This window comes from Streptomyces sp. SID5469 (genome assembly GCF_009862865.1).
Lineage (GTDB): Bacteria > Actinomycetota > Actinomycetes > Streptomycetales > Streptomycetaceae > Streptomyces > Streptomyces avermitilis.
On sequence record NZ_WWIN01000001.1, the window covers coordinates 665,979 to 678,077 of the forward strand.

Annotated in this window: 13 protein-coding genes and 2 pseudogenes; 10 read left to right on the forward strand and 5 right to left on the reverse strand. The window is 69.0% G+C overall.

All coding sequences use genetic code 11. The features are described 5' to 3' along the window. Positions 1 to 58: 58 nt before the first annotated feature. Both GTY58_RS39385 and GTY58_RS02855 read right to left on the reverse strand, forming a co-directional pair. Complete coding sequence (locus tag GTY58_RS39385; RefSeq protein ID WP_197586443.1) at positions 59 to 265, reverse strand: hypothetical protein; 207 nt, start codon at positions 263 to 265, stop codon at positions 59 to 61. Next, complete coding sequence (locus tag GTY58_RS02855) at positions 216 to 1,301, reverse strand: Tn3 family transposase (protein WP_010981962.1); 1,086 nt, start codon at positions 1,299 to 1,301, stop codon at positions 216 to 218. The genes GTY58_RS39385 and GTY58_RS02855 overlap by 50 nt, the downstream gene beginning before the upstream one ends. Positions 1,302 to 2,163: 862 nt before the next feature. On the opposite strand from GTY58_RS02855, the gene GTY58_RS02860 reads away from it, so the two are divergent. From GTY58_RS02860 to GTY58_RS40275, 3 genes are all read left to right on the forward strand, one after another. Beyond that, the gene (locus GTY58_RS02860; protein WP_010981963.1) at positions 2,164 to 2,901 is read left to right on the forward strand and encodes a CDP-diacylglycerol diphosphatase; all 738 of its coding nucleotides are present in this window, start codon (positions 2,164 to 2,166) and stop codon (positions 2,899 to 2,901) included. A 135-nt stretch (positions 2,902 to 3,036) separates the two neighbouring features. Beyond that, positions 3,037 to 3,117, forward strand: a complete 81-nt coding sequence (locus tag GTY58_RS40270) for a hypothetical protein (protein ID WP_237529069.1) — start codon at positions 3,037 to 3,039, stop codon at positions 3,115 to 3,117. A 144-nt stretch (positions 3,118 to 3,261) separates the two neighbouring features. Then, entirely contained in the window at positions 3,262 to 3,732 is a 471-nt protein-coding gene (locus tag GTY58_RS40275; protein WP_255253767.1) for a winged helix-turn-helix domain-containing protein, read from the forward strand. A gap of 106 nt (positions 3,733 to 3,838) precedes the next feature. Here GTY58_RS40275 and GTY58_RS39390 read toward each other — a convergent pair. From GTY58_RS39390 to GTY58_RS02875, 3 genes and pseudogenes are all read right to left on the reverse strand, one after another. Further along, positions 3,839 to 3,963 (reverse strand): annotated as a pseudogene (locus GTY58_RS39390) (IS5/IS1182 family transposase); the annotation flags it as partial. 746 nt (positions 3,964 to 4,709) lie between these two features. Further along, positions 4,710 to 5,135 carry a DUF3592 domain-containing protein gene (locus GTY58_RS02870; protein WP_010981965.1) on the reverse strand — a complete coding sequence of 142 codons (426 nt, stop codon included), beginning with the start codon at positions 5,133 to 5,135 and terminating at the stop codon, positions 4,710 to 4,712. Positions 5,136 to 5,251: 116 nt separating this feature from the next. Beyond that, positions 5,252 to 5,960, reverse strand: a pseudogene (locus GTY58_RS02875) (PIG-L family deacetylase). 74 nt (positions 5,961 to 6,034) lie between these two features. On the opposite strand from GTY58_RS02875, the gene GTY58_RS02880 reads away from it, so the two are divergent. The 7 genes from GTY58_RS02880 to GTY58_RS02910 all read left to right on the forward strand — a co-directional run bounded on the left by GTY58_RS02880 (position 6,035) and on the right by GTY58_RS02910 (position 12,048). After that, positions 6,035 to 6,595, forward strand: a complete 561-nt coding sequence (locus GTY58_RS02880) for an RNA polymerase sigma factor (RefSeq protein WP_037651829.1) — start codon at positions 6,035 to 6,037, stop codon at positions 6,593 to 6,595. Then, a complete protein-coding gene (locus GTY58_RS02885) occupies positions 6,592 to 7,410 on the forward strand; it encodes a hypothetical protein (protein WP_010981967.1) in 819 nt (272 codons plus the stop codon). The genes GTY58_RS02880 and GTY58_RS02885 overlap by 4 nt, the downstream gene beginning before the upstream one ends. Continuing rightward, positions 7,407 to 8,240 carry an ABC transporter ATP-binding protein gene (locus GTY58_RS02890; protein ID WP_010981968.1) on the forward strand — a complete coding sequence of 278 codons (834 nt, stop codon included), beginning with the start codon at positions 7,407 to 7,409 and terminating at the stop codon, positions 8,238 to 8,240. Before GTY58_RS02885 ends, GTY58_RS02890 begins: the two co-directional genes overlap by 4 nt. Continuing rightward, the gene (locus tag GTY58_RS02895) at positions 8,237 to 9,631 is read left to right on the forward strand and encodes a hypothetical protein (protein ID WP_010981969.1); all 1,395 of its coding nucleotides are present in this window, start codon (positions 8,237 to 8,239) and stop codon (positions 9,629 to 9,631) included. Before GTY58_RS02890 ends, GTY58_RS02895 begins: the two co-directional genes overlap by 4 nt. Next, entirely contained in the window at positions 9,628 to 10,203 is a 576-nt protein-coding gene (locus tag GTY58_RS02900; protein ID WP_010981970.1) for a hypothetical protein, read from the forward strand. Before GTY58_RS02895 ends, GTY58_RS02900 begins: the two co-directional genes overlap by 4 nt. A gap of 137 nt (positions 10,204 to 10,340) precedes the next feature. Then, on the forward strand, positions 10,341 to 10,715 hold the full coding sequence (locus GTY58_RS02905; RefSeq protein ID WP_010981971.1) for a hypothetical protein: 375 nt from the start codon (positions 10,341 to 10,343) through the stop codon (positions 10,713 to 10,715). Positions 10,716 to 11,262: 547 nt separating this feature from the next. Continuing rightward, positions 11,263 to 12,048: a GNAT family N-acetyltransferase gene (locus GTY58_RS02910; protein WP_010981973.1), complete on the forward strand. Its 786-nt coding sequence runs from the start codon at positions 11,263 to 11,265 to the stop codon at positions 12,046 to 12,048. Positions 12,049 to 12,099: the final 51 nt, after the last annotated feature.

Here is a 12,099-nt window from a genome sequence, read left to right on the forward strand (position 1 = left end):
CGCATCAGGTCGAGGGCCCACCAGGCGGCCTCCGGGGCCGGTGAGTCGGCGAAGTCCCTCATCGTGTCTCCGCGCCCGATCGGTCGCCGGCGCCCGCCTGGGTTCGGGGCCGGGGCAACGTGAGCCCCAGGTCGATTCGTTTGTCCATGTCCAGGCGGAAGGTTCCGTACGGGTTGACGTTCGACCAGAACAGTGCAGTCAGGCCGCGCCGGTCCTCATCGGTGAGCTTCTTCGCCCAGGCCGGCTCGGCCAGGACCTGCTGCACCAGCAGGGTGTGACGTGCACGAGTGCGGACCGCACAGCAGGTGCAGGGCGAGCATCGAGGTCTCGGCGTGCTCCTTGTCCGGCCCGGTCAGCGCGCCGTCCTTGCCGTAGTGGAGCACCGTGTTGGCGCTGTTCCAGTTCTCCACGACCTGCAGCCCGCCGTGGATCTCGCGGCGCAGGTCGGGGCTAGCGAGGTAGTCGCAGGCGAAGATCGTGCGCACGGCGCGGCCGAGCTCTTCCAGAGCGGCGTAGGTGGGGTGCTTGGGTCCGCCGCGGGTGAAGCGCCGCAGCACCTGCTCCGCCTCCGCCGTGCCCAGCCGGAGCGCGGTGGCGTACTTGACCATCTGGTCGTACTGCTGGGCGATCGGGTCCCACTTGATGGGGCGGGTGAGAGAGGCGCCGAGGGCCGGCCAGCCGGGCGGGCTGTCGTCCGGGCGGTACAGGCGGATGCTGCCCATGTTCTTCAAACGGGGCAGCAGCCGGAAGTTCAGCAGCTCGGTGAGAGCGAAGCCGACCACGCTGGCGCCGTGGGTGTCGACGTAGTTGGCTTCGATCTCGGCGTCGGTGCAGTGCCGCAGCAGGCCCTCGATCATCGCCGCGACCTCGGACGACGAACAGCTCTTGAGCTTGGAGTAGATGCAGACGTTCTTCTTCTCGACGTGCCAGTAGATCATCACGCCGTTGCCGCCATAGCGGGCGTGGTACTCAGTCATGAAGTTCGAAGACCAGGACCCGAACTTCTTCGAGTCCGACGCGCACGCCGTCCCCTGCCCCCACCAGGCGGCATCACGGGCGGCGAAGGTGGCGTTCACCAACTTCCTCACCGCGGCGCGCAGGTTGTCGACGGTGATGAAGTACCGGCGCACGTGCCGCAGCGCAGCCTTCAGCATCAGACAGAAGCCCAGCCGGGTCGGCCCGGACTTGTTCGCCACCAAGTCCCGGTCGCCTTCCACCAACGTCCAGCACGCCACCACGTCTTCCAGCGACCACTCCTGTCGCACGCCCGCCCCTTCGCCGTCGACCTTCCAGGCGCTCACCCAGACCGCTCAACGAGCTGCCCGGCGCCCGGCAACGGCGAATCCGGGCCTCAGACACCTACCGGCGGGTTACTTGTCCCCTGGTGTCTGAGCTAGGACACCGGGGCCCTGACCCTCGCCTTCCCGGACATCGCCGCGGCGGCGGCTTCCGCTCTGGGCAAGGCCCTCGTCCTGGACGGCGAGCTCGTCGTGCACGGCGGCCGACTGGACTTCCCCCAACTCCAGAACCGCGCGCCGCCGGGGGCCCAGTGCCGCCCAGGCCGCCGCACGCAGTCCGGCCTACCTGATCGTCTTCGACCTCCTTGAGGCCGACGGCAGCTGGCCAGGGCCTTCCACCGTCTTGCCTTCCTGCCTCGTCCGGTCGATTGAGCACGAGCGTGCCCTACCACCACGACCGAAAGACCTCGGAGACCACGACCACCGCGCCGGCCCTTGTCGTGCCCCACACCCAACGGAGCCCAGGCCACCCAGCGGCTGACGATCTACTACATCCCGTAGGCGGCAACTGAAACACCGAGGCTGATTTCCGGCACCCACTGTCGCGGTCTTGTCAAGCCGAAGAGGGCATGCGGTACTCCAAATGGGCGAAGGCGAGATGCCCACATGGATAGCAGATGATTTGCCCGTTGGATGGTGGCAAGGTGGTTGTGAGCCTTCCATGACCCGATTCGCAGCAAAATTGGATCTCGCTCAGGAATGGCCGGGACCGACTGCCGCTCGGGCAGATTCGAGGGGCCTGAGGGTGAAGGGTCATCACGACACCACCCCGCCCTCCCGGCAGACGACCTGACACAGATCGCGATAATCCGGAAGTCCCGAAGGGCGGCTACGGCCGTATGCCCAGACCTTACGGAGGCGACACATGTCCGAGAACCACTGGGAAAACCAGCCCGGCACCCCGCCGGATGTCACCCCCGAATGCGGCCAGGAAAGTGACGGTGAAAGGCTCTACCTCTGGAGGCAGATCGTTCATTGGCGATCGGGGACTGGCGGCAGCCAATGCAATCCCCTTATAGAGTTGGACAAGCAAAATCACTGGTCCGTGATGAACGGCGGGGCGACTGGCGCGAGCGGTTGGCTACTGGTCCCCACAGACCGCAAAAAGGGAATAGAGTGCCGCGACATCTGGACGCACCGTGATCCGAACTACTGGAATGCTGCATGGGGATACGTAAGAAGTCCCTACGGGAGCCCCACCACCACCGGCTTGGGGATCAACTCGAAAGACAAACGCACACAGGATCAGCTGCACATCCACATCGCCACCTTCCAGTCGGACGCAAAGACGTACCTCGATGCAAGATCGCCGAGCGAAATCGCCACCACGCCAGGCGATTGGGCGAAAAAACTCCTGACGGTGCCCAGCGACTCGAAGCCGGGACAAGTCTATCGCGTCCTCCATGTCAAGGACCTCGCCACTGACAACCTCTTCAACCTCCTGCAGAGCAATGTGGTCTCGTCCGATCAAATGGGAAACCAAACAATGATCGTGATTCCGGCGAAGTCGGGTGGATTCTACGTGCTCAATAGTGACATCAGTCTCTCCCAAGGCGCAGCCTTCGGCACAGGCACCTGCAACCACCTCCTCAAATGCAGCTGACTGGCTCTGTTCTATTGATCCGAAGCGCTTTGTTTTCACGCTCGTTGACGGTGTGCGAGTGATCTGGTGGAGGATGCGCGGACCTGGTCACCGGACGCGCAGGAGGCTGTGCGTTTGCTGGCGGTATCCGCACTGATGGAGGGCCGGGGCCGGTCGGAGGTTGCCGCCCTGTACAGAGTGTCGGTCAGGACCGTGGACAAGTGGTGGGCGAGGTGACAGGCGGGTGGCCGGGACGCACTGCTGTCCCGTCCGCGGGGCCGGCGTGCGGGTGATCATCAGGTCCTGTCCGAGGCCGAGCAGGCCGGTGTTCGACAGGCCGTCCTCGACCACGCTCCTTCCGACCTGGGTCTTTCCGGTCAGCTGTGGACGCGGAGGCTGGTGGGCGAGCCGATCTTCAAGCTGTACAGGGTCCGCTTCACCGAGCCGGGGGTGGGCAAGTACCTCATGCGGTGGGGGCTGACGTTCCCGCGGCCGGACAAGCGGGCGATCCAGCAGGATCCGGAGGCGGTCCGGATCTGGCGCGAGGAGACGTGGCGGGCGATCCCGGCCCGGGCGAAGGCTGAGAACGGGGTAGTGCTGTTCGCCGACCAGGTCGGCATCCGGTCGGACCAGGTCGAACTGCACTTCCTGCCCTCGTACTCACCCGACCTGAACCCAGACGAGCTCGTCGACGCCGACCTCAAGCGCAGCCTGCCCCACACTCACCGGGCCAGGAACCAGACCGAACTCGCCTCCGAAACCCGCCGGTTCTTTCACCGCCGACAGCACCAACCTCACATCGTGCGCGGATACTTCTGCGGTCGGCACGTCGGCTACGTCATCGACGAGTGAACCCCAGCAGTTTCTGAGCAACTACGCTCACACCAGCCGCACAACCCGTGTCCAGGATTCGGGGTCAAGGTAGGCGGCGAGTCCTGCGAGGTGCCGGCGACCGTGTGTTCGCCCTATAGTCCCTCGGCTCCGGGATCGTGTGCGTGATACGGCGTCTTCGCGCAGACAGCGCCCGTTGTACGCCTTGTCACCGCTGACGTGACCGGGTCGGGTGCGGGGCTGCTCGGCCTGCGGGCGGACACTGCAGCTCTCGAATACCGACACTCCACCAGTGCACCCAGATCACGTCCGAAGCGGTGATCGGCGGTGTCACCGGGTCCCTGAAGAATCCGCTCACCCTCCTGCTGAGCCGCTATGACGATGCCGGTGTCCTGCGTCTGGTCGCCCCGCACCACTCCGCTGAACACCGCGGTCCGGCGCGACCTGGGCCGGCGGCTGGCGCCCGCCGGACCGGAACGCCCTTGGCATGGGAGGCACTTCAGCGCCGGGTGGGGAACCCGCGGCGAACTGGAGTACGCCCCGTCCGGCCAGACCCGGTCGTCGATTTCGTCGCCGACACCGCCATCGACGCAGGACTCCGCCGTGGCACCCGGGCCGCTTCCTACGTCTGCGCGACGACCTCACGCCGCAGGAGACGCCGCCCTTCACCACCTGACCACCGCTCCCAGGGAACTCGCCGTACGGTGGAACGGCGGCGCTCGATCAGGACGCGTCCCATGAACCCGCAGAGTGCGAGGGCCACTCGCAGAATCTGCGAGTGATCGCAGGAATCTCACGCTCACGTGGGACGCCCCGAACACGGGTCTCCTGCCTGCTGACTTCGCCCGACCACGCCGCTGCTGCACGCCCAGGAACCCGTGCGTACTCCAGTTGGGGGCGTTACGTCCTGCCAGGCCGAGCAGTAGCAGTCACCGAAGGGACCTGGGCGGTGGCGGTCCGGGTCCCTCGTTGCGGACATGCGGCCGCTGCTGCGGCTGTCAGAGAGTAAGGAGCCGGACCAGCAACACCGTCAACGTGGCCGCTGTGAGCAGCGCTCCCAAGATGGTGAACGTCCGGTCGACTATCGCTGAGTCCCAGCCTTGGATTTCGAATCGGCGGGGATTCTCCGGATCGTAGCGGACCACGACGAGGGCGCCCACGCCGAAGCGGCCGCCGATGGAGCCGCGGCCGAACCTGGACGAGTGCTCGCACTCGAGGCCGTCGGGGGTCGTCCAGGCGGCGACCGGATGGTGGTACCTGGCACCGTCATCATCTCGTCTGACGTCGTGGCGGACGATCCGTCCCGGTGCGGTGACACCGGTGCGCCGCAGGGCCTTGGCGCGGCGGAGTCCGTAAACGCCGAAGCTGAGGAAGACCACGCCGATCGTCAGCGGGATGAGCGAGAAAAGCCATTCGCGTTGCATGTGTTGTCCGACGCGTGCGCGGGAGTGTTGGTTGCCCTGGGGCAGTTGTGACCAGCGCTGTTCCCCAGTCCCAGTCGGCCCTGGGCAGGGACCGGTCGATGGACCGGACCGCACAGTCAGGCAGTCAGCTCCGTCTGGACCCCCGCCGCAGCAAAAGGGTCGTGGCGGATGAACCACTCGGTAGCGAACAACCGCTCCCGCACATCCGCCGGAAGACCGGCGACCAGCCCCGGCAGGGCTCCCCGCTCCACCTCGGTGCGATGCGCCAGTACGGCAGCGATCTTCTGCTCCATCCAAGGGCCGACATCAACAGTCGCGGTGACCTGTCCATCCGGAACGCTGTACACCGCCTTACGCGCACCGATCACGTCTCTCAGCGCCGGCACGGCCGAGTGCGGGTGCGTTGCCAGGTAGAGGGCATGCGGCTGCCAGGGGGCACCGTCATCCGGGTACAGCCGCTCAAGTCCGGCTGCTTGGGCGGCGAGTACGGTCACCCGATGGGTGTGCACGTGATCGGGGTGACCGGGCAGCCCGCCGTAGGCGTCATGGGTGACCACGTCGTCCGGGGGGGAATTCCCGGATGTGCGCGACCAACCGACGCACCGCCTCGTCGAGCGGCGCATCGCACAACCGCACCCAGCCCGGTGCCGAGTGCCGTACACGCGCATCGGCGTAGCCGAGCATCCGCGGCTTGCCGGCTCCGAGGATCCGCAGCGCCTCGGCCAACTCCGCTGCCCGCTGGGTGTCCGCGGCCCAGGTCGCCGTGACAACTGCGGTGCGCGCGCCCGCAGCTGCGTGACGGGCGAGCACTCCGCCGGCCGACAACGACTCGTCGTCCGGGTGTGACGGGGATCACGTTGGCGGGAAAACCTGCGGCCCGGCTCGGGCGTCTAGCCGGTGTGAGATCAGTCAGGAAGGCACCGCGCGAGCTGGACGAGGAGCGTCTCGTCCGGTTGGTGGCCAGGGGTGACCGCGCGGCGTTCGAGGAGTTGTACCGGCGTACCGCGCCGTGGATGGCGTTGCGGCTGCGCCGTCGCTGCGCCGACGAGCAGATCGTCGCCGAGGTCATGCAGGAGACGTATCTGGCGGTGTGGCGCGCGGCGGGCGCGTTCGCGGGGTCCTCGGCGGGCGGGACGGCCGCCGGATGGCTGTGGACGATCGCGGCACGCCGCCTCGTGGACGCCTTCCGGCGCAGGGCCCACCACGCCGAGCCGCCGGTCGCCGCCGCTCTCCCCGACGCGGCGCCCGCCGCCGAGGAGGAGGCACTCGCAACGGCCGTCGGCGGTGACGTCGGCGACGCGCTGCGGCGCCTCGCGCCGGAACTCAGACAGGTACTGCAGGCCATGGTGCTCGACGGGCTGTCCGTCCGGGAGACCGCGGTCCTGCTCGGGCTGCCCGAGGGCACGGTCAAGACCCGTGCCCGCCGGGCCCGGATCGCGATGCGGGAGGCGCTGGCATGAGCGTGGAACACGCGTCGATGCGGATCATCGACGGTTACGCACGCGGCGACACGGACATCGCCGCCGACGAGGTGTGGGCCCTGGAGGCCCATCTGGAGGCGTGCGGGGTGTGCCGTGACCGGCTGTCGGCCGCCGTCACAGCCGAGGCGCCCGCCGTGGCGGCGCTGGTCGGCACCGTGTGGTCCGGCCTCGAACCCCAGTTGGCAGCCACCGCCACGATGCCGCGCCAACGGCGCTGGTCGGCGCGGCTGTCGAGGTGGATGACGCCCACGATGATGCCGTGGCTGGCCATGGTCGTGAGCGTGACACTGCTCGCGCTCCTGCTCGACCTGGTCGACACCGGCTTCGGCGAGGTGTCGCTGGTGCTGCTGCTCGCCCCGATCCTGCCCGTCCTCGGCGTCGCCGCGTCGTGGTCGCGCGGCCTGGACCCGGCGTACGAACTGACGGCCTCCGCACCGAGGGCGGGACTGTACCTGGTGCTGCGGCGCACCGCGTCGGTGCTCGCCGTGGTCGTCCCCGTGCTGCTGGTGGCCGGATGGGTGACCGGCGTGACGGCCGCGCAGTGGCTGCTGCCCTGTCTGGCCTTCACTTCGACGACCCTGGCGCTCGGCGGCGTCGTCGGCGTGACCCGCGCCGCTGTCTCACTGGCGGCCGTGTGGGCCGCCGCGGTCGTGGCGCCGACCCTGGCCACCAGCCGTACGACCTTCGCCCTGCAGACGGGCAGCCTGCCCGTGTGGGGACTGGTCCTCGCACTCGGTACCGCTGTCGTGATCGCTCGCAGGGGCGCGTACTCCGTGCTGGGAGCACATCGATGACCATCGGAAAGGAACACCACATGATGTCCGCGGTAAGCGCGGCCGGCATCGCACCAACGGCCTACGCCTGGCAGATCCAGGCCACCGGGCTGAAGGTCAGGGTCGGCAGGAAGCGGATGGCCGTCAACGGGGTCGACCTGTCGCTGGGTACCGGCGTACACGGCCTCCTCGGCCCCAACGGGGCGGGCAAGACCACCCTCATCCGGACGCTGGCCACAGTATTGCGCCCCACCGAGGGCACCCTGGAGATGCTCGGCGAGTCCGCGGGCGGCATGGGCGAGCACCGTGCGCTGCGCCGCCGGATCGGCTACCTGCCGCAGGAGTTCGGCTACTACAAGCGCTTCACGGTGCGTGAGTTCGTCGAGTACATGGCGTGGCTGAAGGAGGTGCCCAAGGCGGACATCCCCGCCGCCGTGCAGCGCGCCGTGGAGAGGGTGGGTCTGGCGGACCGCGCCGACGAGAGGATGAAGGCCTTGTCGGGCGGCATGGTGCGCAGGGTCGGCATCGCCCAGGCCATCGTCAACGACCCGACGATCCTGCTGCTGGACGAGCCGACGGCCGGCCTGGACCCGGCGCAGCGGCTGCGCTTCCGCGAGCTGCTGCAGGAGTTGGGTACGGACACCTGCGTACTCGTGTCGACCCATCTGGTGGAGGACGTCGCCGCCGCCTGCACCAACGTGGTGCTCTTCGCCGAGGGGCGACTGGTCTTCCAGGGACCTCCGGACGAGCTGGCCTCGGTGGGCGGCCCCGAGCACATGGGTGACAGCCCGCTGGAGCGCGGCTACTCGGCGATGTTGCTCAACCCCGAGCAGGGAAGGGGCACCTGGTGAACGTCCGCGTCCTGCGTATCGAGCTGAAGCGCTCCGTCGCCCCGTGGGCCGGCGCCGTGGTCCTGACGACGGCACTGGCGTTTCTGTACCTGATTCCCGGATCGTGGTGGACGGGCACCACGGCGTGGACGGCCCAGTGGACGTCCATGGCCCTGTGGACCCGCTCCGTGCTGTTCTACCTGTGGCCGCTCGCCGTGGGGCTTGGGGCGCTGCAGGGCCTGCGCGACCACCGCTCGAAGATGTCCGAGCTGCTGACGAGTACTCCGCGGCCCGCCCGGCACCGCGCGGCCACGCTGGCGGGCGCGACGGCGCTCACGCTGGCCTCGGCCTTTGCGCTCCTCGTCCTCGTGGGCGCGGTCCAGGTGGTCGCCAACACCGAGTACACGCACCTCGGATGGTTGCCGATCTCGCTGGTAGGGGCACTCTCTCTCGTCGCGGGGGCCGTGCTGGGCATGGGGGCCGGGCGGGCCCTGCCATCCGTGCTCACCCCGCCCGCGCTGGCCATGGGCGCCTTCGTGTTCACGGTCCTCCTGCAGACGTCGTTGGGCCGGACGGAGACGACCACGGCGACGGGGCTCCCGAGCACGGAGCCGAACCGGGTCTCCCTGCTGTCACCGGCGGTGCAGGAGGTGCGCGACGCACTCGTCACGCTCTCCGCCTCCGTGCACGTCGGGCAGACGATCTGGCTGCTCGCCATGGCCGCGACCGGCTTCGCGCTGCTGGTCGCCGCGACCCCGCGCGCCCGGCTGCTGGCCCTGACGCCCGTCCTGGCGGGCGCGGCGCTCGCTCTGCTCGTCCTTCCCTCCGATCCGCGCCGGATGTATGTCGTCGACGAGGCCGCCGCGGAGTTGGTGTGCGACGGCCCGGTGTGCGTGACGAAGACGCAGCAGGCGCGACTCGCCGACCTCGCGGGTCCTGGTAAGGAGGTGCTACGCCTGCTGCATGGCGCCCTGGGCAGCCAGGCGCCGGTCTCGGTCCGGGAGAACACCGCCGTACTGCCAGAAGGCTCCACGCCGCAGTGGTCCCGCACGACCGTGCTCTTCGACTTCGACGACGACCTCATCGCCGCCGCGAAGGGCGAGGAGCTGACCCGGGCCCTGATCGCCAAAGGCCTGGTGCCAGGGTGCACCCCCGTGGGCTGGAGCGGCTTCGGGAGCGATGAGTTCGCGCAGACCGTCGCGGTGGGCTGGGTCCTCGGGGACCTCAGGCCGCTTCCCGGCACACCGGCAAGTCTGCGCCGCGAGGTCAACGCCAAGACCCGCCCGGTGTGGAAGAAACTCAAGGCGCTGCCGCGGGCCGAGCAGCTCTCGCGGATCAACGCGATGCGCACCGCCGCGCTCTCCTGCAAGGGCGATGCGTTCGACGCGCTGAACGGCGGTGCGTCCCGGTGAGATGGCTGACGCTGTACGCGCGCTCGCGTCAGATACCCGCGTCGCTCGCCGCGGTGGTGATCAGCGCGGTGGCGGTGTGGGCACTCGCCCGGAACGGCAGCGGCGGGCCCGGTGATCCGCGGCTGCCCGCGCTCGCCCTCGCTACGGGGACGATGGCAGCCTCGATCGGGCTCAGCGGGCAGGACCTCGCGCTGGACCGGACGGCCGCGATCCGCTGGGTGCCCCGCAGAGCGGCACATGTACTGCTCTGCGGTGCGGTCGTCGGCACGGCGCTGCTGACAGCGCAGGCGATGGGTGAGGACATGGCCACCACCGCGTTCGTCGTCCGGGACAGCGCGGGCCTGATGGGACTGGTCGCCCTGGGCGCGGCGCTCTCGGGCGGCCGGCACGCCTGGACGCTGCCGTTCGCCTGGCTCTCGTTCTCGTTTTTCGCCCCGCCCCCGACGAGTGTGCCGATGCGGGTGGCGAGCTGGATGCTGCTGCCGCCCGGCACGGCAGCGGGCACCTGGACGGCCCTGGTCCTCGCGGTTGTCGGCACCGCGGCCTACGCCGTCGCGGGACCGAGACGGTGACGACCGCAGCGCGGTCGCGTGCGGCATGCGCACACATCGGATCGAGCACCCACCACGCGGCCTCGTTCACTGCGCGGGCACCGCGTGCGCGCGCCTCGGCTCCTGGACGGAGGACACGGTCAAGGACATAGCCGGCGATGGTCGTCGCCACTCCGGCCAAGGGGAAGCGGCTCACCGACGCAGTGGGGGCGCAGAACATCGCCTTCAGCCGTCCGGCCGGTGAGCGGGTCACCGCCTTCGGCTGTCCGGCGACCACTCCCCAGCGGGGCGAGGAACTGCTGTACTGCCCCGGCAACTCCCAGCGCGCCCCCGAGGGCGAGCAGCGCGTCCCGTGCGACCTCGGCGGCGGCGCGAGCGGCGGTCCCTGGCTCGCCGGCTTCAACTCCGCCGCCGGCAAGGGCACCGTGGTGTCGGTCAACAGCGACGGCGAGGGCGACGGCGGCACCCCGATGTACGGGCCGACGCTCGACAAGACCGCGCGGGCCGTCTACGACGCCGCCCAGCGCGGCTGAGCGCCGAGGCTTCGGCCGGCCGGAGCGGCGGGCCCCTGGACCCGGGAGGCGGTCATGACGACTTCGCGGCTCAGCGCGTGCGGGGCGGGGAGGGCTCATACGGGCGCGGAGCAGGGCGGCGCGGGTACGTTCGGCACCCTTCCTGTGTTCCCCGTTGAACAGGGCGGTCAGGTCCTTGGGGGCGTTGTAGTGCTGGTGCAGGTCCACGGTGGCACCGAGGTCGTCCAAGAGCTGGTCGACGACGGCCGCGGCCTCGCCGGCCCGGTCACCCCAGCCGTCGCCCCACCACAGGTGCTCGGTCGGCGTGCACGGCGCGGAATGGACGTGGCCGTCGCTGGTGATGATTTTGTCGGGTCATATGGAAGCCACCACTCCGTTGGGAGCGAGAGCCGGCGTTGGGCTATTCGAGGTGGTGATGTACTCCCTGGCCGTGCGACCCGGGTGATGCCGAAAAGGTGATCCAGCGCAGCCCGCGCTCCCATGTGAGCGGAGCTCCCCCCACACACACTGAAATCGTGATTGGAAGACCCGCTGTACTCTCGGCCGGGTGAAGATTGTGTCGCTTGGGTTCCGCACAGATTTGATGTTGCTAAAGATGGGTGGAGCAGTGGTCACCGACCACGGAACGCACCTGGTGGTACGCACTCCGGCGAATCCCGGTTTTCACTGGGGGAACTTTCTTTTGTTCGAGGTTCCGCCTCAGCCAGGTGACGCGCCCCGATGGTCGACGTTGTTCGAGGCGGAGTTTCCGGAGACGCAGTACCGAGCCTTTGGTGTGGACGGCGTCGCCGGCCTGGTGGGGGACACGGCAGAACACCAAGTGCTTGGAGTGACCGCCGAAGTCAACACGGTACTGACGGCGGACCGGCTCGTGTCACCGGTCGCGGCCCCGCACGCCGACGTCCGTGTACTGACCGGCGACGATGATTGGCGCCAGGCGCTCGAACTGCACTTCGCCTGCTACGGACTGCCGTCGGGCAGCGACGGTCGGCACTTCGCCGAGCGACGGGTCGCGGGCTACCGCAGTCTGTGCGAGGCCGGTCACGGAAGCTGGATCGGCGCCTTCGTCGAGGGCCGCCTGCGTGCCGGAGCCGGCCTGTTCTCCGATGGCTCGGAGCTGGCGCGGTTCCAGAACGTCGAGACCCATCCTGACTTCCGTCGCCGAGGTCTCGCTTCCGCCGTCATCCACCATGCGGCCCAGCGCGCGCTGCTCGCCCCAGGCATCCGCAAGCTCGTCATCGTTGCAGACCCCGACGACCACGCCATCCGCCTCTACCGGGCGCTCGGCTTCGTGGACACGGAGCGACAGGTCCAACTCCACAGGGCAGGCTGACTGGTCACCTCCCCCGACGCCTCCGACGGACAGTACGTCTCTCACTACTAG

Excerpts from the sequence above, each read along its gene's own strand:
- GTY58_RS02860 (WP_010981963.1), top strand. The coding sequence starts at position 2,164 with ATGTCCGAGAACCACTGGGAAAACCAGCCCGGCACCCCGCCGGATGTC.
- GTY58_RS40270 (WP_237529069.1), top strand. The coding sequence starts at position 3,037 with ATGGAGGGCCGGGGCCGGTCGGAGGTTGCCGCCCTGTACAGAGTGTCG.
- GTY58_RS02870 (WP_010981965.1), bottom strand. The coding sequence starts at position 5,135 with ATGCAACGCGAATGGCTTTTCTCGCTCATCCCGCTGACGATCGGCGTG.
- GTY58_RS02885 (WP_010981967.1), top strand. The coding sequence starts at position 6,592 with ATGAGCGTGGAACACGCGTCGATGCGGATCATCGACGGTTACGCACGC.
- GTY58_RS02890 (WP_010981968.1), top strand. The coding sequence starts at position 7,407 with ATGACCATCGGAAAGGAACACCACATGATGTCCGCGGTAAGCGCGGCC.
- GTY58_RS02905 (WP_010981971.1), top strand. The coding sequence starts at position 10,341 with ATGGTCGTCGCCACTCCGGCCAAGGGGAAGCGGCTCACCGACGCAGTG.